At 68.2% G+C, this 24,811-nt stretch carries 22 protein-coding genes; 13 read left to right on the forward strand and 9 right to left on the reverse strand.

Going from position 1 to position 24,811, the window contains the following annotated elements:
• Together ASE78_RS12650 and ASE78_RS19080 are read right to left on the reverse strand one after the other, a co-directional pair.
• A partial coding sequence (locus tag ASE78_RS12650; protein WP_200911054.1) for a hypothetical protein occupies nucleotides 1-1,757 on the reverse strand: 1,757 nt, incomplete at its 3' end.
• The gene (locus ASE78_RS19080; RefSeq protein WP_164490760.1) at nucleotides 1,738-1,875 is read right to left on the reverse strand and encodes a hypothetical protein; all 138 of its coding nucleotides are present in this window, start codon (nucleotides 1,873-1,875) and stop codon (nucleotides 1,738-1,740) included. The genes ASE78_RS19080 and ASE78_RS12650, both read right to left, overlap by 20 nt.
• A gap of 88 nt (nucleotides 1,876-1,963) precedes the next feature.
• Between ASE78_RS19080 and ASE78_RS12655 the strand changes: the two genes are divergently transcribed.
• Genes ASE78_RS12655 through ASE78_RS12665 form a run of 4 tightly spaced genes read left to right on the forward strand, consistent with a single transcriptional unit; the run spans nucleotide 1,964 to nucleotide 4,995 of the window.
• A complete protein-coding gene (locus tag ASE78_RS12655) occupies nucleotides 1,964-2,515 on the forward strand; it encodes a shikimate kinase (RefSeq protein ID WP_056497731.1) in 552 nt (183 codons plus the stop codon).
• Nucleotides 2,512-3,612: a 3-dehydroquinate synthase gene (aroB, locus tag ASE78_RS12660; RefSeq protein ID WP_056497733.1), complete on the forward strand. Its 1,101-nt coding sequence runs from the start codon at nucleotides 2,512-2,514 to the stop codon at nucleotides 3,610-3,612. The genes ASE78_RS12655 and aroB overlap by 4 nt, the downstream gene beginning before the upstream one ends.
• Nucleotides 3,612-3,776: a DUF2256 domain-containing protein gene (locus tag ASE78_RS18375; RefSeq protein WP_082467200.1), complete on the forward strand. Its 165-nt coding sequence runs from the start codon at nucleotides 3,612-3,614 to the stop codon at nucleotides 3,774-3,776. The genes aroB and ASE78_RS18375 overlap by 1 nt, the downstream gene beginning before the upstream one ends.
• 52 nt (nucleotides 3,777-3,828) lie before the next feature.
• Nucleotides 3,829-4,995 (forward strand): GGDEF domain-containing protein, encoded by a 1,167-nt coding sequence (locus tag ASE78_RS12665; protein ID WP_056497736.1) that lies wholly within the window; start codon nucleotides 3,829-3,831, stop codon nucleotides 4,993-4,995.
• A 141-nt stretch (nucleotides 4,996-5,136) separates the two neighbouring features.
• Here ASE78_RS12665 and ASE78_RS12670 read toward each other — a convergent pair whose 3' ends face one another.
• Nucleotides 5,137-5,541 carry a hypothetical protein gene (locus ASE78_RS12670; RefSeq protein WP_230770112.1) on the reverse strand — a complete coding sequence of 135 codons (405 nt, stop codon included), beginning with the start codon at nucleotides 5,539-5,541 and terminating at the stop codon, nucleotides 5,137-5,139.
• Nucleotides 5,542-5,651: 110 nt separating this feature from the next.
• On the opposite strand from ASE78_RS12670, the gene ASE78_RS12675 reads away from it, so the two are divergent.
• The 6 genes from ASE78_RS12675 (at nucleotide 5,652) to lexA (ending at nucleotide 10,496) form a co-directional block, all read left to right on the forward strand.
• Entirely contained in the window at nucleotides 5,652-6,224 is a 573-nt protein-coding gene (locus tag ASE78_RS12675) for an anthranilate synthase component II (RefSeq protein WP_056497740.1), read from the forward strand.
• Entirely contained in the window at nucleotides 6,221-7,213 is a 993-nt protein-coding gene (trpD, locus tag ASE78_RS12680; protein WP_056497741.1) for an anthranilate phosphoribosyltransferase, read from the forward strand. Before ASE78_RS12675 ends, trpD begins: the two co-directional genes overlap by 4 nt.
• Nucleotides 7,210-7,986 (forward strand): indole-3-glycerol phosphate synthase TrpC, encoded by a 777-nt coding sequence (gene trpC, locus ASE78_RS12685; protein ID WP_056497743.1) that lies wholly within the window; start codon nucleotides 7,210-7,212, stop codon nucleotides 7,984-7,986. The genes trpD and trpC overlap by 4 nt, the downstream gene beginning before the upstream one ends.
• A complete protein-coding gene (moaC, locus tag ASE78_RS12690; RefSeq protein ID WP_056497746.1) occupies nucleotides 7,983-8,450 on the forward strand; it encodes a cyclic pyranopterin monophosphate synthase MoaC in 468 nt (155 codons plus the stop codon). The genes trpC and moaC overlap by 4 nt, the downstream gene beginning before the upstream one ends.
• 154 nt (nucleotides 8,451-8,604) lie before the next feature.
• A complete protein-coding gene (locus ASE78_RS12695; RefSeq protein WP_056497748.1) occupies nucleotides 8,605-9,783 on the forward strand; it encodes a molybdopterin molybdotransferase MoeA in 1,179 nt (392 codons plus the stop codon).
• A gap of 53 nt (nucleotides 9,784-9,836) precedes the next feature.
• Nucleotides 9,837-10,496: a transcriptional repressor LexA gene (lexA, locus tag ASE78_RS12700; RefSeq protein WP_055759986.1), complete on the forward strand. Its 660-nt coding sequence runs from the start codon at nucleotides 9,837-9,839 to the stop codon at nucleotides 10,494-10,496.
• 226 nt (nucleotides 10,497-10,722) lie between these two features.
• Here the strand turns inward: lexA and ASE78_RS12705 are convergent, their stop codons facing one another.
• Entirely contained in the window at nucleotides 10,723-11,817 is a 1,095-nt protein-coding gene (locus ASE78_RS12705) for a catalase family protein (RefSeq protein ID WP_056497753.1), read from the reverse strand.
• Nucleotides 11,818-12,020: 203 nt separating this feature from the next.
• Here ASE78_RS12705 and ASE78_RS12710 point away from each other — a divergent pair, with 203 nt between their 5' ends.
• A complete protein-coding gene (locus ASE78_RS12710) occupies nucleotides 12,021-13,238 on the forward strand; it encodes a TetR/AcrR family transcriptional regulator (RefSeq protein ID WP_056497755.1) in 1,218 nt (405 codons plus the stop codon).
• Here ASE78_RS12710 and ASE78_RS12715 read toward each other — a convergent pair.
• Both ASE78_RS12715 and dnaE read right to left on the reverse strand, forming a co-directional pair.
• Nucleotides 13,235-14,821, reverse strand: a complete 1,587-nt coding sequence (locus ASE78_RS12715; protein ID WP_056497757.1) for a long-chain fatty acid--CoA ligase — start codon at nucleotides 14,819-14,821, stop codon at nucleotides 13,235-13,237. The two genes, ASE78_RS12710 and ASE78_RS12715, sit on opposite strands and share 4 nt — an antisense overlap.
• Nucleotides 14,822-14,860: 39 nt before the next feature.
• Nucleotides 14,861-18,445, reverse strand: coding sequence for a DNA polymerase III subunit alpha (gene dnaE / locus ASE78_RS12720; protein ID WP_056497761.1), 3,585 nt, complete (start codon nucleotides 18,443-18,445; stop codon nucleotides 14,861-14,863).
• A gap of 96 nt (nucleotides 18,446-18,541) precedes the next feature.
• Here dnaE and ASE78_RS12725 point away from each other — a divergent pair, with 96 nt between their 5' ends.
• Nucleotides 18,542-19,081: an HdeD family acid-resistance protein gene (locus ASE78_RS12725; protein WP_056497763.1), complete on the forward strand. Its 540-nt coding sequence runs from the start codon at nucleotides 18,542-18,544 to the stop codon at nucleotides 19,079-19,081.
• A 42-nt stretch (nucleotides 19,082-19,123) separates the two neighbouring features.
• Here the strand turns inward: ASE78_RS12725 and ASE78_RS12730 are convergent, their stop codons facing one another.
• Nucleotides 19,124-21,589 (reverse strand): TonB-dependent receptor, encoded by a 2,466-nt coding sequence (locus tag ASE78_RS12730; RefSeq protein ID WP_235515048.1) that lies wholly within the window; start codon nucleotides 21,587-21,589, stop codon nucleotides 19,124-19,126.
• A 276-nt stretch (nucleotides 21,590-21,865) separates the two neighbouring features.
• Between ASE78_RS12730 and ASE78_RS12735 the strand changes: the two genes are divergently transcribed.
• On the forward strand, nucleotides 21,866-22,339 hold the full coding sequence (locus ASE78_RS12735; protein WP_055760558.1) for an Hsp20 family protein: 474 nt from the start codon (nucleotides 21,866-21,868) through the stop codon (nucleotides 22,337-22,339).
• 302 nt (nucleotides 22,340-22,641) lie between these two features.
• On the opposite strand, the gene ASE78_RS12740 is transcribed toward ASE78_RS12735, so the two are convergent.
• Both ASE78_RS12740 and secG read right to left on the reverse strand, forming a co-directional pair.
• Nucleotides 22,642-24,291: a CTP synthase gene (locus tag ASE78_RS12740; RefSeq protein WP_056497766.1), complete on the reverse strand. Its 1,650-nt coding sequence runs from the start codon at nucleotides 24,289-24,291 to the stop codon at nucleotides 22,642-22,644.
• Nucleotides 24,292-24,386: 95 nt separating this feature from the next.
• Nucleotides 24,387-24,746: a preprotein translocase subunit SecG gene (gene secG, locus ASE78_RS12745; protein WP_055759967.1), complete on the reverse strand. Its 360-nt coding sequence runs from the start codon at nucleotides 24,744-24,746 to the stop codon at nucleotides 24,387-24,389.
• Between the last annotated feature and the right edge of the window lie 65 nt (nucleotides 24,747-24,811).

Below are 24,811 nucleotides of genomic sequence, written 5' to 3' on the forward strand. Positions count from 1 at the left end.
GCGCGCAGCGCGGCGACGATGTGGAACAGCGTCTCCGGCCCCACCCCGCGCCAGTCGCGGGTCTGCATGCCGACCGCCGCGAGCAGCAGCACGGTTCCGGCTTCCCCGTTCACCCCGGCGCGATCGATCGCATCGGTCCACGGATTGCGCGCGCCGATCGCGACGCCGAGGTCGCTGGCCAGCCCGCGCACCTCGCCCTGCGGCAGCCGGCCGAGGCCCGCCAGCCCGGCGAACAGCAACTGCCCCTTGCGCTCGTTGCTCCCGGCATAGTCCGACACCGCGCCCGGCTGCACCATCCGCCCGACCGGATCGGCCAGCGCCAGCATCGCCCAGCCATCGCTGGCGGGCGCGACCACCCCCGCCCAGCGCATCGCCGGAAGGTCGAGCCCGGCGGTCAGCATCGACGCGATCAGCGCATCGGCATCGGCGACATGCGCGGCGACCGGGGCGATCATCGCCGCCGCGCGCGCGGTCAGCACCCGCCGCGCGAACCCCAGCGGGCCGCTGCCCTCGACCGCCCAGAACTGCTTGAGCATCGCCAGCCGGTCGGCATCGCTGCCGGTAAAGGCGGTGCGCAGGTCGCTCGACAGCGCGGTCTGGGTGCTCGTCGCATCCTCATCGGTGCCGAGCTGCGCATAGAGATCGACCAGCGCCCCGCTCGACAACACGCCCTGCGCCGCCGCCAGATCGGCATCGGCAAGCCGCGCGCCCGCCGCATATTGCGGCGCGGTCGCATGCCAGTAGCGGACCTGCGGGCCGACCGTGGCATAGAGCGATCCCGGCACCTCGGTCGCGCTGGCGGCGGCGAGGCCATAGCGCCATGCGCTGAGGCGATCGACGCCGTCCCATTCGATCGTCACCGCGCGGCGGCCCTGCGCGCCGGCGCCGACGATCTTTTCGGCCAGCGCCACGTCGATCGCGCCGCCGCCCGGCGCCTGTCGCTTCGCCTGATCGACGATCCGCCCCGCCTGGCGCGGTTCGCCCGACAGGCCGAGGCACATCGCGTTCGCCAGCCGCCAGCCGCGCTCGTTCGAACTGGCGAGGCCGCCGTCGACCAGCGGACACAGCCCGCCCGGATCGCCGGTCGCCAGCATCGCCTGCAACGCGATCTGGTACAGCTTGGGCGTGTAATTCTCGATGTCGACCGCCTGCACCATCGCGCGCGCGGCGGGTGCCTCGCCCATGCGCAGCAGCAGCCATGCGCGCTCGGCGGCGAAATCCGCGCCGTTCACGCCGCCCGGGGTCGCGACGTTCGCGACCAGCGCGCGGCGCAGCGCGATCGACAGCCAGCGCGAGGCGACCGGCGCGTCGAGCCGCCGCATCAGCGCCTGCAGCCACGGCCCGCCGGCATCGCCGAACGCATTCGCCCCGAACGCCGCACCCGCTTCGCCGGCGATGCCGATCTCGGCGGTCGAGCGGCGGGCATAGTCGGGCAGTTCATATTCGCGCAGCGCCTGCGCATCGACCGGGGTCGGCGTCGGCGTCGCGGCAGGAGTCGCGCCGGGCACCGGCAGGCCGATCGTGCCGGGCAACGGCTGGACGATCGGCGCGGGCGGCGCGAAGCTCTGCCCGCCCGGCGCTGCCGACGCGCTGGGCCGCGGGGTCGGCGTGGGGGCGGGAGTCGGCGCAGGGCTGTCACCGAAGCCCGGCGGCAACAGCGATTCGGGCACGTCCTGCCCGATCGCCGGCACGCCCGCGACCAGGGCGATCGTCAGGCCGGCGGCGATGCGCCAGCGATCAGTTGGCGAGATTTTCAAGCGCAACCGCCTTTTCGACCTGCACCGGCTGCTGCTCGGTCGACCGCCCCGCCAACAGGAACATGCCGCCGATCAGGGCGACAAGGACGACGAGAAGCACTAGAAGCGAACGCGACATGGATCAGATCGTCCCGAAACAAAGGGGGTGGGCTGCGACGACGCGCCTTTTGCCCGATCGGCGGGGCGGCTGTATAGCCCCCGGCGCAATGCTGCAAACCCAAGACCCCCGCCCCCCCGTGCCGCCCCGCTGGAGCGGCAAGCCGATCGTGCTGATCGGACTGATGGGCGTCGGCAAATCCACCGTCGGCCGCCGTCTGGCGCAGCGGATGAAGCTGGATTTCGTCGATGCCGACAACGAGATCGAACATGCCGCCGGCATGACCATCGCCGAAATCTTCCAGCGCTTCGGCGAGGATCATTTCCGCGACGGCGAACGCCGGGTCATCGCCCGGCTGATCGACGGCCGCCCGAAAGTGATCGCGACCGGCGGCGGCGCGTTCATGCAGGCGGAGACGCGCGACCTGATTCTCGACCAGGCGCTGGCGATCTGGCTCGACGCCAGCCCGGAGGTGCTGGCCGACCGCGTCCGCCGCCGCGACACCCGCCCGCTGCTGCGCGGCAAGGACCCCAAACGGGTGCTGACCGACCTCGCCCGCGTGCGCAATCCGGTCTATGCGCTCGCCCCCGTCCATGTCGTCAGCCAGCATGCGCCGCACGACGCCACCGTTTCCGCCATTCTGAAAGCCATCGGCCAATGACCATCATCCCCGTCGCCCTTGCCGAGCGCGGCTATGACATCGTGATCGAGGACGGGGTGCTGGCGCGCAGCGGCGAACGGCTGGCCGCCATTGCGCGCGGGCGGCGGATGGTGATCGTCGCCGACGCCAATGTCGCCGGACACCTCGCGACACTGCGCGATTCGCTGGCGGCGGCGGGCGTGGCGAGCGAGGCGGTCATGATCGCGGCGGGCGAAGGCTCGAAAAGCTGGGCGACGCTCGAACGGCTGCTCGATTCGCTCCTCGCGCTGGGTATCGAGCGCGGCGACCATATCGTCGCGCTGGGCGGCGGGGTGATCGGCGATCTCGTCGGCTTCGCCGCTGCGATCCTGAAACGCGGCTGCGGCTTCGTGCAGGTGCCGACGACGCTCCTGGCACAGGTCGATTCGTCGGTCGGCGGCAAGACCGGGATCAACACCCGCGCCGGCAAGAATCTGGTCGGCGCGTTCCACCAGCCCGCGCTGGTGCTGATCGACCCGCAGACGCTCGACACGCTGCCCCCCCGCGAAGTCCGCGCCGGCTATGCCGAGGTCGTCAAATACGGGCTGATCGACGACCCTGAATTCTTCGACTGGTGCGAAGCCAACGTCGCCGCGCTGCTGGCGGGCGATCCCGCCGCCCGCACCCACGCCATCGCCCGCTCGGTCGCCGCCAAGGCGCGCATCGTCGGCGAGGACGAGCGCGAGACGAGCGGGCGGCGCGCGCTGCTCAACCTCGGCCATACGTTCGGCCATGCGCTGGAGGCGGAGGCCGGGTACGACGGCTCGCTGCTCCACGGCGAGGGCGTGGCGGCCGGCATGGCGCTGGCCTTCGCCTATTCCGCCGAAAAGGGGCTGTGTCCGCCGGAGGACGCCGCGCGGGTCGCCGCGCATCTGCGCGCCGCCGGCCTGCCCGACGGGCTTGCCGCCACCGGCATATCCGCCTCGGGCGAGACGCTGGTCGGCCATATGCTCCACGACAAGAAGCGCGAGGGCGGCACGCTGCCGTTCCTGCTCGTGCGTGGCATCGGGGCGACCTATCTCGACCGCAGCGTCGATCTTGGCGACGTCGCCGCCTTCTTGAACGCGCAGCCGCGCTGATGCCGCAAGGCGTCGCCAAGGCGAATTTGCCGACCAAGGTCTGCCCGGTGTGCGAGCGGCCGTTCGCGTGGCGCAAGAAATGGGAGCGCGACTGGGACAATGTCGTCTATTGCTCCGACCGCTGCCGCCGCGAGTCGCGCAAGGGATCGACGCCGGCGTCTTAACCGAATCGCAGGACCCTTCGGTCATGCTGCCGGGTTGGAGGGAAAAGCCCTGATGAACCGACCACGGGCCAGATTGTCGTCGCGCAATCCGCTGCTGTCCTGGCTGGTCCAGCCCGGCGCACCGGTCCGCGCGAACGCCCGGCCGATGCTGCTGGCGGAGCTGCTGTCGTCGCCGGTCGCGCTGTTCCTCGGTGCGGCGAACGGCCTGCTCGTCCTGGGCGTCGCATGGTTCTCGACGCACGCCGCCGTGTTCCTCGCCTTCGCCGCGATCGAACTGGCGTTGCTGATCGTGCGCGTTCGCACCGTCCGCCGGATCGAGGCGGAGCGTGCCCGTGGCGAGATACCGGCGATCGACGCCTCGGTCGTGCTGTCGATCCTGTGGTGCGCGTTGCAGGGGGCGGTCGCGGCCACGATCATGCTGCGGGCCGAACCGGTGCTGATGATCGTGTCGACGACGATGATTATGGGCGTCATCGCGCCGATCTGCGCGCGCAATTACGCCGCGCCACGCCTTGCGATGCTGCTGGTCCTGCTGTGCGACGTGCCGTTCAAGCTTGGCGCGGCGCTCTCGGGCATTCCGCTGCTCCTCGCGATCCTGCCGATGATGATTCCGTTCGTGCTGGGCATCCGCTTCGTGCTCGGCAATTTCAACCGCACGCTGATCGCCACGCTGGAGGCGGAGGAAGCGAACCGCCATCTCGCGCGCCACGACGCGCTGACCGGCCTGCTCAACCGCTATGGGCTGGACGAGGCGCTGACCATGCTGCCCCATGCCGACGACCGGGCGATGGCGGTGCTGTGCCTCGACCTCGACGGGTTCAAGGGCGTGAACGACCGGCTGGGCCATGCCGCGGGCGACCGGTTGCTGGCGGGCGTCGCCGCGCGCCTGCTCGCCGCGACCGGCCCCGACGACATCGTCGCGCGACTGGGCGGGGACGAATTCATGATCGTCGTCCGCCACATGCCCCCGGCCGCCGTCGACGCCTTCGCCAGTGGATTGATCGACCGCATCGCCGGCGGCTCCTACGACGTCGGCGACACGGGGTCGGCGATGGTGGGGGCCAGCATCGGCTATGCCTGTTTCCCCGAGGATGCCGCGACCAGTGCCGAACTGCGCACCCGCGCCGACGCCGCGCTCTATGCCGCCAAGGACGATGGCAAGGGCACCGGCCGCCGCTACGCGCCCCGCCCCGGCGACCGGTTCAGCAGCGCGGCGTGAAGTTGTTCGCGATCCGGCCGGTGCCGGATCGAAGCGGTGCCGGCCCGCTCCCCCGCCCGGCCACCCACGCAAGTATATTGATGGGTGGCGGGGTGGGGGAGTGGGCCGGCACTGCCATCCGCGTGAGCGGATCAGATCAAATCAGGGAATATCGCTTTCCGCCGCCCGGGTCTGCCGCCGTTCGGCGAACCACTGCCGCAACATCGCCTGGGTACAGCCGGTCTGCCCGCCGTCGCCGACCGGTGAACAACTGTTCGGCCGCCCGATCCGCGCCGCCTCCATCGCGGTGTCGACCCGCGCCGACCATGCCGAATCGCCGCTCGCCTGCGACGGCTGGTCGCGGAAGCGCTTGGGGATGCGATAGCGCTCGCTCTCGCCCAGCCGCGCGCACACCACGATCTCCTCGGGGTCGGCCGCCTTGGGGCATGGCTCCTCGCCATAGACGGTGGCGTTGCGCACCTTGCGCGGCGGATCGGCCGGCGCGTCCTGCGCCATCGCCGGAACCACGAACAGCAACGCCAGCCCCGCCAAACCCGTCCGCATCATCGCCGATCTCCTCATGACCCCACTCATACCGGTGCCCTCGATTAGCATTGGCTGAACGCGCGAGGATTTCGGGATGTTGCACGGCGGACATCGCACGCTATGGCGGGGCCATGATCCTCGTCATCGACAATTACGACAGCTTCACCTGGAACCTCGTCCATTATCTGATGGAACTGGGCGCCCCGGTCCGCGTCGAGCGCAACGACGCCATGACCGCGGCGGATGCGCTGGCGACCGGGGCCGACGCGCTGCTGATCTCGCCCGGCCCCTGCACCCCCAACGAAGCCGGCATCTCGCTCGACCTCGTCGCCGCCTGTGCCGAAGCGAAGCGCCCGCTGCTCGGCGTGTGTCTCGGCCATCAGGCGATCGGTCAGCATTTCGGCGGCAAGGTGGTGCGCGGCGGGTTGATGCACGGCAAGACCTGCCCGGTCGAGCATGACGGCACTGGCATGTTCGCCGGCCTCCCCTCGCCGTTCACGGCGACGCGCTATCATTCGCTGATCGTCACCGACGTGCCCGACTGCCTCCACGTCAACGCGACCGCATCGGACGCCAGCGTCATGGGCTTCCGCCACTGTGACCTCCCGATCCACGGCGTGCAGTTCCACCCCGAAAGCATCGCCACCGAACACGGCCACGCCATGCTCGCCAATTTCCTGAAGGACGCGGGGCTGCGCGCATGACCACGCGCGCGCTGCTCCCCAATCCGTCGACGCCGCTGTCCCACGAAAGCGCGGCCGAAGCCTTCGCCGCGATCCTCGACGGCACGGTGGCGGACGACGCCATCGCCGGCTTCCTGATCGCGCTGACGCAGCGCGGCGAAACCAGCATCGAGATCGCCGAGGCCGCCCGAGCACTCCGCGCCCGGATGATCCCGATCCACGCACCGGAGGGGGCGATCGACGTCTGCGGTACCGGCGGCGACGGGCATCACACGCTCAACGTCTCCACCGCCGTCAGCCTCGTCGTGGCGGCATCGGGCGTGCCCGTCGCCAAGCACGGCAACCGCGCCGCCTCCAGCAAGGCAGGCGCGGCCGACACGCTCGAAGCGCTCGGCCTCGACATGGCGCGCGCCGGGGGACAGGCGGAGGCGACGCTCGCAGACCTCGGCATCGCCTTCCTGTTCGCCGCCAACCATCACCCGGCGATGAAGCGCATCACCCCGATCCGCCAGCAGATCGGCCGCCGCACCATCTTCAACCTGATGGGGCCGCTCGCCAATCCCGCGCGGGTGACGCGCCAGTTGATCGGCATCGCCCGCCCCGATTACGCGCCGGTCTATGCGCAGGCGATGGAGTTGCTCGGTGCCGAAACCGCGCTAATCGTGTCGGGCGAGGAAGGGCTGGACGAAATCTCGGGGGCCGGTCCAACCATCGTCGTCCCCGTCGGCATGACGCTGTCCGACCGGATCGTGCCCGAGGACGCCGGCCTGCCGCGCCACCCGATCAGCGCGATCCGTGGCGGCGACGCACGCCACAATGCGCTGGCGCTGCGCCGGTTGTTGCGGGGCGAACGCGGAGCCTACCGCGACGCGGTGCTGCTCAACGCCGCCGCCGCGCTGCTGATCGCCGGCACCGCCGCCGACCTCACCGACGGGGCGGAGCGCGCCGCCGAAACGCTCGACAATGGCGCGGCTGACCGGCTGCTCGACCAATGGATCGCCTATTCATGACGATGCTCGACACCATCCTCGCCACCAAGCGCGCCGAAGTCGCCGAGCGTTCGGCCAAAGCCTCGGTCGCCGACCTCGAAGCACGGGCCAGCGAACAAAGCGCGCCACGCGGCTTTCGCGCCGCACTCGACGCCGCGCCCGGCCATGCGCTGATCGCCGAGATCAAGAAGGCCAGCCCGTCCAAAGGGCTGATCCGCGCCGACTTCGATCCCCCGGCCCACGCCCGCGCCTATGCCGCCGGGGGGGCCGCCTGCCTCTCGGTGCTGACCGATGTCGACTATTTTCAGGGAGCCGACGAGTATCTGGTCGCCGCCCGCGCCGCCTGTACGTTGCCCGTACTGCGCAAGGACTTCAACGTCGATCCATGGCAGGTCGTCGAGGCCCGCGCGATCGGCGCCGACGCGATCCTCATCATCGTCGCCGCCCTCTCCGACAGCCAAATGCAGGAGATCGAGGCGGCGGCGATCGAGCGGAACATGGACGTGCTGGTCGAGGTCCACGACCGCGCCGAACTCGACCGCGCGCTGGCGCTGCACTCGCGGCTGATCGGGGTCAACAACCGCAACCTCAAGGACTTTTCGGTCAGCTTCGACCGTACCTACGAACTAGTCGGCCATGCGCCGGCAGGCTGCACCTTCGTCGCCGAGAGCGGTTTGACCTCGCGCGCCGATCTCGACGCGATGGCGGACCATGGCGTCCGCTGCTTCCTGATCGGCGAGGCGCTGATGCGCCACGCCGATGTCGAGGGCGCGACGCGGGCGATGATCGGATGAGCCTCACCCACCTCGACGCCGACGGCAGCGCCCACATGGTCGACGTCGGTGGCAAGACGGTAACGCAGCGTCAGGCGACCGCCACCGGCCGCATCACCCTGTCGGACGAGGCCATCACCGCGATCCGCGATGGCCTCGTCAAGAAGGGCGACGTCCTCGCCGTCGCCCGCGTCGCCGGGATCATGGCGGCCAAGCGCACCAGCGACCTGATCCCGCTGTGCCATCCGCTGCCGCTCACCAAACTCTCGGTCGATTTCGCGTTCGAGCCGCAAGCGATCCGCGCCACCGCCACCGCCGCCACCGCCGGCCAGACCGGCGTCGAGATGGAAGCGCTGACCGCCGCCTCGGTCGCGCTGCTCACCGTCTACGACATGGCCAAGGCGATCGACAAGACGATGGTGATCGAAGGCGTCTGCCTGCTCGAAAAGCGCGGCGGCAAGTCGGGCAACTGGGTGCGCGGGTGAGCCCGCCCACACGCCATCGTCACCCCGGACCGGTTCCGGGGTCCACCCGTCCGCGCATACAGCGGCCGGGGCACTTGCGGAACGGTGGACCCCGGAACCAGTCCGGGGTGACGATAGTGGTGCAGTTCTCCTCGCCCTCCGCAAAGGCCGCGCCATGACCCTCCTCCCCGTCGCCGACGCCCAGACCCGCGTCCTCGCACTCGGTCGCGCCGTCCGACCCGAGACGCTGCCGATCGCCGACACCATCGGCCGGTTCGCCGCCGCCGATATTGTCGCGCTGCGCACCCAGCCCGCGCGGCCGCTGTCGGCGATGGACGGCTATGCGATCCGCTTCGACGACCTGCCCGGCCCATGGGACGTCATCGGCGAATCCGCCGCCGGCGCGTCCTTCGCCGGCACCGTAGCCCCGGGACAGACGACGCGCATCTTCACCGGCGCGGCGATGCCCGCCGGGACCGACTGCGTGCTGGTGCAGGAGGAAGCCGCGCGTGACGGCGACCGGCTGACCCTCGCGGGCGAAGGTCCGGTCCGCGGCGGCAACGTGCGCCGCGCCGGGCTCGATTTCCGCAAGGGCGAGGTGCTGATCGCCGCCGGGGAACGTATCACCCCCGCCCGCGCCGCGCTGGCGGCGATCGGCGGGCATGGCACGCTGGCGGTCGGCCGCCGCGTCCGCGTGGCGATCGCGGCGACCGGCGACGAACTGGTCCCGGCGGGAAGCGCGATCGGCCCCGATCAACTCCCCGAAACCAACGGGCTGATGCTCGCCGGGCTGCTCGCCGATCTGCCGGTCGACCGGATCGACCTCGGCATCCTGCCCGACCGGATGGATGCGCTCGAAGCGGCGTTCCGCGCGGTCGATTGCGACCTGCTGGTCACGACCGGCGGCGCGTCGGTCGGCGACCACGATCTGGTCAAGCCCGCGCTGATCGCCGCCGGGGGCAGCCTCGACTTCTGGCGGATCGCGCTCAGACCGGGCAAGCCGATGCTCGCCGGGCGGCGGGGCGATGCCGCCGTGCTGGGGCTGCCCGGCAATCCGGTATCGGCCTGCATCACCGCGCTGCTGTTCGTCCGCCCGCTGGTCGCGCGGATCGCCGGCGCGGCCGAACCGCTGCCCCGTCCGATCGCCGCAACGCTTGCCCATCCGCTGCCCGCCAACGGCCCACGCCAGGACTATCTGCGCGCGACGCTGATCGGCGGCACGGTGTCGACCGCCGCGATCCAGGACAGTTCGATGCTGCGCACGCTGGCGCGCTCGGACTGTCTCATCATCCGCGCCCCGCATGCCCCGGCGGCAATGGGGGGCGACTCGGCGGAAATCCTGCAACTCGCTTGACGGCAAGGAAAACGTTTCCTATTGGTTCCACGTCTGTTCCGACGGAGGATGGTATGCTGACCCGTAAGCAGCACGAGTTGATCTGCTTCATCGACGACCGGTTGCGCGCGACCGGCGTGTCGCCTTCGTTCGAGGAAATGAAGGACGCGCTCGACCTCAAATCGAAGTCGGGCGTCCACCGCCTCATCAGCGCGCTCGAAGAACGCGAATTCATCCGCCGCCTGCCCAACCGCGCCCGCGCGCTGGAAGTGTTGCGGATGCCCGACCGGCCGGACGAGAAGAAGCCGGTGGTCAAGGCGGCGGCACCGCGCGCCATTCCCACTCCCGCCAACGACGTGGTCGAACTGCCGCTGCACGGCCGCATCGCCGCCGGCCTGCCGATCGAGGCGATCGAGGGGCAGGCGACGCTCCCCGTTCCCGCCGCGCTGCTGGGGGCTGGCGATCATTACGCGCTCGAAGTGGCCGGTGACTCGATGGTCGAAGCCGGCATCCTCGACGGCGATTACGCGCTGGTCCGCCGCACCGAAACTGCGCGCGACGGCGAGATCGTCGTGGCGTTGATCGAGGAGAGCGAGGCGACGCTCAAATATTTCCGCCGCGAAGGTGCGATGATCCGCCTCGATCCGGCGAACCGCAGCTACGATCCGCAGCGCTATCGCCCGGATCAGGTGCGGGTACAGGGTCGCCTGGCGGGACTGCTTCGCCGGTATTGAGATACCGGCTGAACGCGTCGTTAGTGTAAACTTTGTAAACTTTGGGGGGAATTGGCGGGTGAGCCCCCCTTCGTCATTCCGGCGAAGGCCGGAATCCATACACGCTGACGACGCGCCTCTTGTCCCCCGGTAGTTCCAATGCCCGCCACGGGCATAGCCCGTGCCGTCGGTCGGCGCTGCCAGCGCCGCCGGCCGGACGCGCCTAGTGCGGCTCGGCGTAGCTTTGCTACGCCTTGCCCGGCGCGTCTGGCTCATACATCGGGCATCCATTGACCCGCTTCCGATAGTCCGCCGAATGCTGATACACCGGCTTGCGCACCCGGTTGACCCCACCCAGCGGCTGATGCGCGGCAAGACCGGTCCACACGCTGAACCGCAGATTCTCGTCGACCTGTTCGACCTTATCGGCCGCCCAGCTATCCTGCGGTTCGGCACGGATCGTCGCCACGGTGACGAACGGGCTGTCGGCCTCGTCCCATGGCGTCGCGGCATCCTCGATCGGCTGTTTCTGGGTATCGCGCAGCAACTGGACGCGGACTTCCCAGACGCCGTGCAGGTCGCGCATCGATGCCTGCATATCCTCACGGATGGCATTGGGCCGCCCGCTGGTATCCACGACCGTATCGGTCAGCGCGGTCAGGTCGCCCGACACCGGAACCACCTGATATTTCGCGACATACTCGCCATGCCGGAACGGCGTGGCGGAAAAATAGGTTTCGCCCAGCGGATGGACGTTCTTCGCCCCACCCATAGTCTTGAGCAACGTGCTCTCGGTCCCGACCGCCTCCAGCGCCGCCTCGGCCCCCCGCAGCACGAACGACAGCGCCTTCTTCGCCCATTCCGCCTTGTCGGTCGTCCTGGCCAGCAGCTTGAGGTTGCTGGCGAACTTCTTTGGGTTGGGCGCGGCGAAGGCCGGCGCGTTGACCATCACGAAGTCCTGCGTCCGCCCCTCGGCGCCCGCCAGCCGCTCGCCCTCGACGCCCAGCACCTTCCACGCGAGGCCACGCGGCAACCCGATCGCATCGTCGAGAATATCACCCGGATTGGTCGAAAAGCGCATCCACACCGCATGGCGGCCCGGCGTGGCGAACAGCCCCTGCGCATATTCGTCCGGCAGTCCGTCGTGGACCGTCAGTTCGGCCTTCACGATGCCATGCGCCTTGGCATGTACCGCCCGCACCGCCTTGCCATAATCCGTCGCCGTCGTGTCGAGGATGATGTCGAACGACCGGTTCAGATCGGCGATCGTCTCCGCCTCGTCCGGCTCACGCTGTTCGAGCGCGGGGGTGAAGCGGATCGGCGGGGTCAGTATGTCGGCCATCGGGCACCTCGGCAACGGAATATCCCCTGACCAAGCGCCGGGCATTCCGTTCGTTCCGGGCGGGCCGCTGCCGGTACGGTATCGGTCGCGCCGACATCGCGGCCAACGCATGCCGTTCCGGCCATACCCTGATTTCGGTAATGAACATCCATTGCCGGAAAAAGGGGGTTGGGGCGCACACCCGATCTGCTAGGATCGCGACCATGACGACCAGCCCCGTGGCCACCAAACGCTACCGCGCCAAGCGCGACGCCATCCTCGCCGCAGCAGCAGAAGCGATCAACGAAGCCAGCGCCAAGGGCATGACCTTCGCCGACGTGGCGCGCCGGGTGGGGCTGAACACCACCAGCGTCACCTATTATTTCAAGCGCAAGGAAGACCTTGCCGCCGCCGCGTTCGACCATACGCTCGGCTGGTTGCAGGCGACGCTCGACGAATCGCTGACCGAGCCTACCCCGCAGGCGCGCGTCGCCCGCTTCCTCGCCATCCATTTCGAACGCCAGCGCCGGATCGAGGCGGGCGAGGAACGCCCGACCGCCGTCCTCGCCGATCTGCGCGCGATGGACGACCCGTTCAAGGCGCGGCTGCTCGCCGGCTGGCGCGACGTGTTCCGCAAGACCCGCACGCTATGGGGACCCGACAGCGACCGCGCGCACAAGGACCTGAACAGCGCGCGCGCCCATGTCCTGCTCGAAAACAGCTTCTGGCTGACGGTATGGCTCGATCGCTACGAACCCGACCAGTACGACCGGGTCGAAGCGCGGCTGATGGACGTGTTCACCCATGGCCTCGCCGCGCCCGGCCAGCAATGGAGCCCGGCCCCGCTCGCCCTCGCCCCTGCCAGCGAGGAACCCGGCCGCGACGCCTTTCTCCGCGCGGCCACCCGGCTCATCAACGAACTGGGCTATCGCGGGGCCTCGGTCCAGCGGATCGCATCCGAGCTGAACGTGACCAAGGGCTCGTTCTACCATCATCTCGATGCCAAAGACGATCTCGTCACCGCCTGCTATCGCCGCAGCTTCGACACGATCGGCGAAGCGCAACGCGCCGCCGATCGCGCCGGGGGCAGCCACTGGCAACGCCTGTCGAGCGCGATCGCGCTGCTGGTCGACGCGCAGTTCGCCGAACAGGGTCCGTTGCTGCGCACCACCGCGCTCTCAGGCCTACCGCTCGGCGTGCGGCAGGCGATGGTCGACCGGTCGAACCGCATCGCCCGCCGCTTCGCCGGCACGATCAGCGACGGTATCGCCGAAGGATCGGTCCGCGCGGTCGACCCGCTGATCGCGGCACAGGCGCTGATGGCGCTCCAGAACGCGGCGTTCGACATGCGCAACTGGGCCGCGACGATGGAACGCGACCGCGCGGTGCGGCTCTATGCCTCCACCGTCATGACCGGCCTGTTCGACGACCGCGTGCTCTAAACCCGGTAATCGCGGTACTGCGCACGAAGCTCGCTCTTGCGCAGCTTGCCGGTCGCGCTGTGCGGTAGCTGCTCGACGAACAGGATCGCATCGGGCAGCCACCATTTCGCCACCCGCCCGGCCAGATGGGCGTGGATGATCGCCTCGTCCACCGCGCTCCCCGCCTGCCGCACGACCAGCAGGATCGGCCGTTCGTCCCAGCGCGGGTGCGGCACGCCGATCGCCGCCGCCTCGGCGACGCCGGCACAACCGACCGCCGCATTCTCCAGCTCGACCGAACTGATCCATTCGCCACCGGACTTGATGACGTCCTTGTCGCGATCGGTGATCTGCATCGTGCCGTCGGGGTGCATCACCGCGACATCGCCGGTATCGAACCAGCCATCGGCGGTCAGCGCATCGCCGCTTTCGTCAAGGAAGTAGCGTTTGATGACCCATGGTCCGCGCACCTGCAACCGGCCCGACGTTACCCCATCACGCGGCAGCAGCCGGTCGGCGTCGTCGACGGTGCGCAGCTCGACGCCGAACGGCACCTTGCCCTGTCGACAGACCTGATCGACCCGTGCCTCGAAGCTGAGGTCATCCCAGTCGAGACTGGGCGCACCCATCGTGCCGATCGGCGACGTCTCGGTCATGCCCCACGCATGGTTGACCCGCACGCCCATGCCCATGATCCGCTCGATCATCGCACGTGGCGCGGCCGATCCACCAATGGTGACGATCTTCAGATGTTCGGGCCGGGTGCCGGTGCGGTCGATATGCTCGAACATCGCGAACCACACCGTCGGCACGCCTGCCGAATGGGTCACGCGCTCGCGGTTCATCAACTCGCACAGCACCCCCGCATCGTTCACCGCCGACAATACCAGCTTCGCCCCCACGGCAGGGGCGGCGAACGGCAGACCCCAGCCGACCGCATGGAACATCGGCACCACCGGCAGGCAGACCGAGCGGCTCGACAGATCGAACTCGGCCGGTTGCAGCTCGGCGATGGCATGCAGCACGTTGGAGCGATGCGAATAGACCACGCCCTTGGGATCGCCGGTCGTGCCGCTGGTGTAGCAGACCATGCACGGCTCGCGCTCGCTCCCCTCGACCCACGCATAATCGCCGTCCTGCGCCTCGATCAGCGCGCGCAGGCTGTCGGGGCCGTCGCCGTCCATCACGACATAGCGCTCGATGGTCGGCCAGCGCGACCGCATCCGCTCGACAATGGGGGCAAAGGCACGGTCATGGAGCAGCACCCGGTCGCCGGCATGGGTCGCGATATAGGCCAGTTGGTCGTCGAACAGCCGCGGATTGATGGTATGGATCAGCCCGCCCATCCCGATCACGCCGTACCATGCGACCAGATGATGGGCATGGTTCATCGCCAGCGTCGCCACCCGGTCGCCGGGGCGGATTCCCATCCCCGCCAGCGCCTGCGCCAGCCGCCGCGCGTCGCGGGCGATCCCGGCCCAGTCGGTCCGGCTCTCGCTGCCATCGGCCCAGCGGGTGACGATCTCGCGGCCGCCATGCTCGCGTTCGGCATGGTCGAGCAGTCGCGGCACCCGAAGCTCGAAGTCCTGCATCCCGCCCAGCATCACGCTCTCCTTAGCCGATGAGCGCGGGGGACGGCGCGCTCAACCCACGGCGGCGAGCGGTGCCTTCACCGTGTCGAACGCCGCATGGGTCACACCCTGCAACCTGCGCGCGCGTTCGGCAAGCTCGCCATCGATGCGATAGGTCCGGCCGAGGCATACCCAGGCTTCGATTCCACCGTCCGCCGGCGCCTGTACCCAGATTTCACCCCGCCCGCCGCGTTCGCCATCGACCAGCGCTGCAAGGGCCGGAAACGCCACGGCATCGTCGATCGTCAGGTCGAGGCGCAGCCGCACGTCCTTCGCGATCATGTCGAACGGCTTGATCGCCTTGACCGTCGCCCGCGCGCTTTCGTCGCCCGCGCGGCGATCGAGTTCGAGGGTGAACAGTCCACAACCGCCGATCTTGCCCGCCGCTTCCAGCGCGGCAGAAGGATCATCTTCGAAACAGGTGACAGGCACCTGCCCCGACGCATCGGACAGCGTCGCCATCATGTACCGCTTGCCCCGCGCCGAGGTCCGCCAGCGCGCATCCTCGACCAGCGCGGCGACGGTCGCGCCGACCCGGCCGCCTTCGGGAACGGCGGTCGACGCCAGATCGGCGATCTGCCGCGCGCCATGCGCACTCGCCAGATGGGCATAGCGGTCGAGCGGATGCGCCGAGAAGTAAAAGCCGAACGCATCCTTTTCCGCCGCGATCGCCTCGGTCAGCGACCAGTGGACGTCGGGCAGGCGGATCGCCGCTTCGGCGGCACCGGTCGCTTCGCCGAACAGGCCGCCCTGCCCGCTCGTCCGATTGGCCTCGGTCCGCTGGGCCGTCGCCATCAGCGTATCGGCCAGCGCATGGACGCCAGCCCGGTCGGCGTGCATGCAGTCGAATGCCCCGGCCGCCGCCAACGTCTCGATCTGGCGCTTGTTGAGCAGCTTGGGATCGACCCGCGCGGCGAAATCGTCGAGCGACTGGTACGGTCCGTTGGCGGCACGTTCGACCACCATCAACTCCATCGCGCGCTCGCCCACGCCTTTCAGCGCCGACAGGGCATAGCGCACCGCCAGCCCGTCCCCGACCGGCTCGACGCCGAAGGTCGCATCGCTCGCATTCACACACGGCGGCAGGCAGTCGATGCGCAACCGCTTCATATCGTCGACGAAGATCGCCAGCTTGTCGGTCTGCGCATAGTCGAACGCCATCGACGCGGCGAAGAATTCGTGCGGATGATGCGCCTTCAGCCACGCGGTCTGATAGGCGAGCAGCGCATAGGCGGCGGCGTGGCTCTTGTTGAAGCCGTATCCGGCGAACTTGTCGATCAGGTCGAACAGCTCGTTGGCCTTCGCCTCCTTGATGCCGTTCACCTTGGCGCAGCCCTCGACGAAGATCGAGCGCTGGGCATCCATCTCCGCCTGCACCTTCTTGCCCATCGCGCGGCGCAGCATGTCCGCGCCGCCAAGGCTGTAGCCGGCGAGGATCTGCGCCGCCTGCATCACCTGTTCCTGATAGACGAAGATGCCGTAGGTCTCGTTCAATATCGGTTCGAGCGCGTCGTGCGGATAGACGATCGGCTCGCGCCCGGCCTTGCGCGCGCCGAACATCGGGATGTTGTCCATCGGTCCGGGGCGATAGAGCGAGACGAGCGCGATGATGTCGCCGAAATTGGTGGGGCGCACGGCGGTCAGCGTGCGGCGCATGCCCTCCGATTCCAACTGGAACACGCCGACGGTGTCGCCGCGCTTGAGCAGGTCGTAGGTCGCCTCATCGTCCCAGCCGAGGCTGTCGAGATCGACCACGACCCCGCGCCTCGCCAGCAGCTCGACCGCGAATTTCAGCACCGACAGCGTTTTCAGGCCGAGGAAGTCGAACTTCACCAGCCCGGCACCCTCGACATATTTCATGTCGAACTGGGTAACGGGCATGTCGGAGCGCGGATCGCGGTAGAGCGGCACCAGTTCGCTCAGCGGCCGGTCGCCGATCACCACGCCGGCGGCGTGGGTCGAGGAGTGGCGCGGCAACCCCTCCAGCTTCATCGCCAGATCGAGCAGCCGGCGGACGTCGTCCTCGCGGGTATATTGCTGGTGCAGTTCCGACACGCCGTTCAGCGCGCGGGTCAGCGTCCACGGATCGGTCGGATGATTGGGCACCAGCTTGGCGAGGCGATCGACCTGGCCATAGCTCATCTGGAGCACGCGGCCGGTGTCCTTCAACACCGCGCGCGCCTTCAATTTTCCGAAGGTGATGATCTGCGCCACCTGATCGCGGCCATATTTCTGCTGGACGTAGCGGATGACCTCGCCGCGCCGCGTTTCGCAGAAATCGATGTCGAAGTCGGGCATCGACACGCGCTCGGGGTTCAGGAAGCGCTCGAACAACAGGCCCAGCTTGATCGGATCGAGATCGGTGATGGTCAGCGCCCAGGCGACCGCCGAACCCGCACCCGAACCACGGCCCGGCCCGACCGGAATGTCATGATCCTTGGCCCATTTGATGAAGTCGGCGACGATCAGGAAATAGCCGGGAAACCCCATCTGGCAGATGACGTCGAGTTCGAAGTCGAGCCGGGCAAAATACTCGGGGAAGCGCCCGGCCAACTCGGCTTCGGAAATCTCGGGCACGGTGCCGTTGACCTCGGCCGGAGTCGGCGCGTCCTCCCATGGTGCCGGTTCCTCGACCGCGACCTCGGCCTGCACCAGCCCGGCGTCGAGTGCCACGATCTTGCGCAGCCGGTCGACCAGCCCGGCGCGCGAATCGACGCGCAGCTTCTGCGCCTCGCCCTCGCGGTCGCCGGCAAGGCTGGGGAGGATCGGCTTGCGCTTGGGGGCGGCAACCGCGCAGCGCTGCGCCACGACCAATGTGTTGGCGAGCGCTTCGGGCAGGTCGGCGAACAGCTTCTGCATCACGGCCGCGGGCTTCAGCCATGCTTCGGGCGACGAGCGCTGCCGGTCCTCGCTGACGACATAGCTCGACGAGGCGATGCAGAGCATCGCGTCATGCGCGTCGTGGAAGTCGGGTTCGGCGAAGCAGCACGGATTGGTCGCGACCAGCGGCAGGTCGCGGGCATAGGCGAGGTCGATCAGCGCCGCCTCGGCACGTTCCTCCACCACCTCGCCACGACGGGCCAGCTCGACATAGAGCCGGTCGCCGAACAGCGCCTGCAACCGGTCGGCATAGGCGTGCGCCGCCTTGGCCTGCCCTTCCCCCAACAGCCGGGTGAGCGCGCCGTCGCCCGCCCCGGTCAGCGCGATCAGCCCGTCGCTGCGTCCGACCAGTGCGTCGAGCGGGACATGCGCCGGGATTTCAACCGGCCGGTCGAGGTGCGCCATCGACACCAGCGCGCACAGATTGTTATAGCCGCGACTATCCTGCGCATAGAGCGCCAGCCAGTCGATCTGGACATCGCCCGGGTGATCGGGTCGCGCGACCGCCAGCAGCGTGCCGACCACCGGCTGCACGCCCGCATCCTTGCACCCGTCCGAAAAGGCCATCGCGGCATACAGGCCGTTGCGGTCGGTCAGCCCGGCGGCGGGAAAATTCAGCTTGCGCGCGGTCTTGGCGATCGCCTTCGGATCGATCGCGCCTTCCAGCATGGTGTAGGACGAAAAGATGCGGAGCGGCACGAACCCGGAATGCGACATGCCGCATACCTACTCCCGGCATCCTGATTCGACCAGTGCGGGTGCGACGGAACCGCCGTCCGCCGCGCCCGTTCGGGCCGGAACAGGAGGATAAGCATGACCGATTTCGCCCGCGATACCCGTATCGCCCCGACCGGATGGGGCTGGACCCTTGCCTATGGCATCGTATCGGTGCTGGTCGGCATCCTCGCCTTTGCCGCGCCCTTCCCTGCCACGCTGGCGGCGACGCTGGTCGTGGGCTTCTTCTTTCTGGCGGGCGGCATCGCCTCGCTGGTGGCGGGGTTTCGCAACCGCCAGGGGCACCGCGCCTATTCGATCCTGTTCGGGGCGCTCTCGGTGCTCGCCGGCGGGTATATGATCCTCATGCCGGTCGGCGGAGCATTGTCGCTGACGCTGATGGTCATCCTGTGGCTCGGCGTGCGCGGCGTCATGGAATTGATCGTCGCCTTCCGCTTCCGGCGACTGCGCTGGCCGATGCTGGTCCTCGGCGCGCTGAACGTCTTGCTGGCGATCGCACTTTATACGACGGTGCCATGGTCGGCGCTGACCCTGCCCGGCTATATCCTTGGCGCAAGCTTCCTGTTCGGCGGGATCGTGGCGATCGTCAGCGCGCTGTCGGACCGCAAGGAAGCCTGAACCGCGAACGGGCCGGTGCAGGACACCGGCCCGTTTTCCCCGTCAGAAAGACAGTTTGACCGTACCGCCCCATGTCCGGGGATCGCCCAGTTGCGCCGAGATTAGCCCGGTGTTGCCCGGCGTGACGGCGAGCGATTCGAAGTAATTCTGGTCGAACGCATTGCGCACCCAGCCGAAAATATCGAACTCCCCGGTGCGATACCCCGCCCGGAAATTGTGGATCGAGTAACCGTCGATGTCGGTGTACGCGGACCGTGAGGCGTTGGACGAGAATTTCGAGCGATAATTGGCGTCATAGCCGACATAGAATTTGCCATCGCGATCGAGCAGCTTGGCGGGAAGCGCATATTCGGTCCCCCACGAAAACGCCCATTTCGAGATGCCCGGCAGCCACTGGCCCGAGACGTTGCAGTTGGCCGGGCTGTTCGCCCCCGGCGTCGCTGCTGCCCCGACCGGCAGGCCGGTGCCACCCCCCGCCAGTTCGGGCGGGCATGGCGCATCGACGAAGCGGACGAACTTCGCATCGGTGAACGCACCGCTCGCATAGGCGCTCAGGCGATCGGACGGCCGGATCGAGAAATCCGCCTCGACGCCGCGCGAGCGCACCCGGTCGGCATTGGCGAGATAGCCGCGCAGCACATTGCTGCCGCTGACGTTGCTGATGACGCTCGCCTGGAAATCCTTGATGATCGTCCAGAAGCCGGCGACGTTGAAGGTGATCCGCCGATCCCAGAACTGGGTCTTCAGCCCCAGCTCGAGATGGTCGACCTTTTCGGGATCGATCTGCGCCACGTCGAGCGCAGGGGTGCCGTCGGCACGGCTGGGCACGCCGTTCAGGTTGATGCCCCCGGTCTTGAACGAGCGCGCATAGGTCGCATAGGTCAGCACGTCGGGCGTGACCTCATAGGCGAGGTTCAGATCGTAGGAGAGATTCCACGCGCTGAACTTCGGCTCGAAGAACTGCGACGCCTGCACCCCGCGCTGCGCTGCGGTCCACGGATCGTTGTAATAGGGGCTGCCCGGGGTGCTGCTGACCACCTGCCGCGTGCCGTCCGACGCGGTGCCGGTGACGACCGAGTTGTAGAGGCCGTTCTTGCGATCGTAATTGACGCGGATACCCGGCGAGATCGTCAGCGCGTCGGTCGCCTTCCAGTTGAACTTGCCGAACGCCGCGACGCTGAGATTGTCGAGGCGGATGTCGTTCTCGGCGATGACCCGGTTCAGCACCGCCGGGTTGCGCGACAGCGCGCTGGTGGGGTTGAGCAGCCACGCGCTGGCCGCCGTGCCGGTTTCCTGCACGCCGGTGGTGTGGATCTTCTGATAGAAGCCGAACGCGCCGACGACGAAGTCATAGCCGGTGCCGTCATGGGCATAGCGCAATTCCTGGGTGTACTGGTCCTGCTTGGTCGGGTTGTTGACCCGCAGATAGACCGGCAACCCGGTGAAATCGCGGTCGTTGGCCGGCTGCCAGTCCCAATAGCGCCACGCCGTGACCGAGGTGACGGTGCCCGAACCGACATCCCATTCGGCGCGAAGCGATGCGCCGCCCATCTCGTTGCGCGCGCGCAGTTGCGCGTCGAGATCGGTCACACGGTCGAACGGATCGGTGCTGGGCACGCGGTAGCCGGGGAACAGCGCGGTCAACGCGGCATATTGCCGGTTGGCGGCGCGCTGCGTCGTGCCGACGCGAGCGTAGATCTGCCCGCAGCAGATCGGGTCCTGCACGTTGAAGTCGCCGGCCAGCGTGACGTTCAGGCTGTCGGTCGGCTTCCACAACAGCGCGCCGCGCACGCCGAGATTGTCCTGCGAATTGATCCACTGGCCGGTGGCGACGTTATAGATCGTGCCGCGCCGGTCGGTGCTCGACACGCTGATCCGCGCGGCGAGATTGCCGGCCAATGGACCGGACACCGAAACCTTGGCCTGCTTGAAATTATAATCGCCGACCGACACTTCGGCGCGTCCCTCGAACGCGAAGCTCGGCGCGCGGGTGGTCACGTTGATCGCCCCCGCCGTGGTGTTCTTGCCGTAGAGCGTGCCCTGCGGCCCGCGCAGCACCTCGATCCGTTCGACATCGACGAAGTCGAGCGTCGCGGCGGCGATACGGTTGTAATAGACCTGATCGATATAGATGCCGACGCCCTGTTCGAACCCGTCGTTGGTCAGGCCGAACGGCGCGCCGATGCCGCGGATATTGATGAAGGTGTTGCGCGGATTGGTGGAAAAGAACTGGAGCGTCGGCTGCAACTGCGTCAGCCGGTTGAGGTTGTAGGTCCCCTGCGCTTCCAGTTGCGCGCCGCCGATGACCGACAGCGCGACCGGCACGTCCTGCACATTCTCCTCCCGGCGACGCGCGGTGACGACGATGTCGCCCGAATTGCGCTGGTCGACCACCGGTTCGACCGGGTCGTCCGCCGGCGCGGCCGCCGTCACGGGTGCGGCGGGCGGCACGAGCATCGCCAACTGCCCCGGCGGGCCTTCCTGCGCGAAGGCGGCGGGCGTGAACATGGTCGCTGCGCTCAGCAAAGCGAAAGAACGGAAACGGCGCATGGAGACCCCCTGATCGGTTCTGCTTATGCCGATACCCTATTTTACCCATAGGGATTTGGTAGAAAGAAGCAGTTGCGCCCCATGAAGGTTGAATTGTTCACGCGAGTGCCTTGAAGCTGATCGTGGCCGAACCATATCGGTTATCGAGCGATGCCATACGGGTCGCTCACGAACCGGTATCGCGTGATGACGGATGCCGAGGACGTTCACATCGCTTCGATTGGAGGATTTGACATGCGTAGCTTCGACTTCACCCCCTACCGCCGTTCGACCGTCGGCTTCGACCGGCTGTTCGACATGCTGGAAAGCAACACCCGCACCAATGCGGGCGAGAATTATCCGCCGTTCAATCTCGAGCGCGTCGCCGAGGATCGCTATCGCATCACGCTGGCGATCGCGGGCTTCAAGCGCGACGAGGTCGAGATCACCGCGCAGCAGAATCTGCTGGTCGTGTCGGGTCGCAAGGCGGAGCAGACCGACGCGCAGAAGAGCGCCGTGCTGCATCTGGGCATCGCCAACCGCAGCTTCGAGCGGCGCTTCGAACTGGCCGATTTCATCGTGGTGGAGGCGGCCGATCTGGCCGACGGGCTGCTGACGATCGACCTGCGTCGCGAAGTTCCCGATGCGATGAAGCCGCGCCGTGTGGCGATCGGCAACGAAACGCCTGCCGCGCCGGTGATCGCCAACGACACCGCGCAGGCCGCGTAAGCGCTACGGCGCGTTTCCCCCCTTTGCGCGCCGTGGGCGGGCGCCCGGACGATGGTCCGGGCGCCCGTTCTGCTTTGTGGGGATGTAACAGCAGAAGGTTGGTTCACGCGGAGGCGCGGAGACGCGGAGACGCGGAGACGCGGAGACGCGGAGACGCGGAGGTGTATCGGACGCGGCAGCGTCTCTCTCGTATCCGGCAGCGCCAAGGTCGATTTCGCCTGCGGCGTGCAACCTATAGGGAGCCGCGCCTCCTCCGCGCCTTCGCGTGAACCAACCTTCTTTTTTCTACACCCGCAGTCGGGTCAGACCAGCCGTGACTGCTTGACCGCCGCCGCGATGAAGCTGGCGAACAGCGGGTGCGGGTCGAACGGCTTTGACTTCAGCTCCGGGTGGAACTGCACGCCGACGAACCACGGATGGTCGGGGCGCTCGACGATTTCGGGCAGCATGCCATCGGGCGACATGCCGGAGAATACCAGCCCACCCTGTTCGAGCATCTCACGGTATCCCGTATTCACCTCGTAGCGGTGACGATGCCGTTCGCTGATCGTCGTGCCGCCGTAGATCGAGGCGACGACCGAATTGCCGGCGAGCGAGGCTTCATAGGCGCCGAGCCGCATGGTGCCGCCGAGGTCGCCGTCCGATTCGCGCTTCTGGATACCCTCGGGGGTCATCCATTCGGTAATCATGCCGACCACCGGCTCCTCGGTCGGGCCGAATTCGGTCGACGACGCATGCGGAACGCCGCCCAGATCGCGTACCCCTTCGATGCACGCCATCTGCATGCCGAAGCAGATACCGAAATAGGGTACGCGCCGTTCGCGGGCGAAGCGGACGCTGGCGATCTTGCCCTCGGCACCGCGCTCGCCGAACGCACCGGGGACGAGGATCGCGTGGCACGGCTCCAGTTCGGCGGCGACGGTATCGTGGTCGCCCTCGAACAGTTCGGCGTCGATCCAGCGGATGTTGACTTTCACCCGGTTGGCGATGCCGCCATGGACCAGCGCCTCGTTCAGCGACTTATAGGCATCCTGCAGGCCGACATATTTGCCGACCACGCCGATCGTCACCTGCCCCTCGGGGTTCTGCAACCGGTCCATGATGTCGGACCAGCGCGACAGGTCGGGCGCGTCGCCCGGTTCGATGCCGAACGCGCGCAGCACTTCGGCGTCGAGGCCCTCGGCATGATATTGTTCGGGCACCGCATAGATGCTCGATGCGTCGAGCGCGGGGATGACGGCGGCGGCGGGCACGTTGCAGAACAGCGCGATCTTGGCGCGTTCGCTGGCCGGCAGCGGCTTTTCGCAACGGCACACCAGCACGTCGGGCTGCACGCCCAGCGCCGCCAGTTCGCGCACCGAATGCTGCGTCGGCTTGGTCTTCAGCTCGCCCGCCGCCGCGATGTACGGCACCAGCGTGACGTGGATGCTGATCGAGCGGCCGCGACCCAGTTCGTTCTTCAACTGGCGGATCGCCTCGATGAACGGCAGCGATTCGATGTCACCTACCGTCCCGCCGATCTCGCACAGCACGAAGTCGAGGTCCTGCCCGTCGTCATCGACGGTATCGGCCTGCGCGAACGCCTTGATCGCGTCGGTGACGTGGGGGACCACCTGCACCGTCGCGCCCAGATAATCGCCGCGCCGTTCGCGCTGGATGATCGTCTGGTAGATGCGCCCGGAGGTGACATTGTCGCTCTGGTGCGCCGCGACGCCGGTGAAGCGTTCGTAATGGCCGAGGTCGAGGTCGGTTTCGGCCCCGTCGTCGGTCACATAGACCTCACCGTGCTGATAGGGCGACATCGTGCCCGGATCGACGTTGAGATAGGGGTCGAACTTGCGGATGCGGACCTTGTAGCCCCGCGCCTGCAAGAGTGCTGCGAGAGAGGCCGCCATGAGCCCCTTGCCGAGCGACGAAACCACGCCGCCGGTGATGAAGATATACCGCGCCATGGGAGAAATCGCCTAGCGTCGAACGCCATCGCCGCCAAGCGCGGGGTTGCCCCCACGCCCGCGAAATACGACGGACCGGTTGATGGATAAGGGTTTTAGCGGACGAGCGGAACGGCGCCGTTGTCGGCCCCGGTCAGATTGCCAACCGGATCGGCGGCCGGATTGACCGGACCGGTCGCGGCCGGCGGCGGAGTCGTCGGCCGCGCGAGCGAGGTATCGATCGTGCCCGTGCCGCGATTCGCCGCGATCACCGCCAGCGCGATGCTCATCGTGATGAACAGTCCCGCCAGCACCGCCGTCGCCCGCGTCAGGAAATCGGCCGCGCCGCGCGCCGACATCAGCCCCGAGGGGCTGCCGCCCGTGGTCAGCCCGCCGCCTTCCGACTTCTGCATGAGGATCACCGTCACGAGCAACGCGGCGATGATCGCATGGACGACAAGCAGGAAGGTGAACATGGGCGGGGAACATTTCCGAAGTTGGTGCGACCGCGCACGGCCGTGAAGCGGCGCACATAGGCGAC

Origin of the sequence: Sphingomonas sp. Leaf25, assembly GCF_001421635.1 — a bacterium.
GTDB lineage: Bacteria > Pseudomonadota > Alphaproteobacteria > Sphingomonadales > Sphingomonadaceae > Sphingomonas.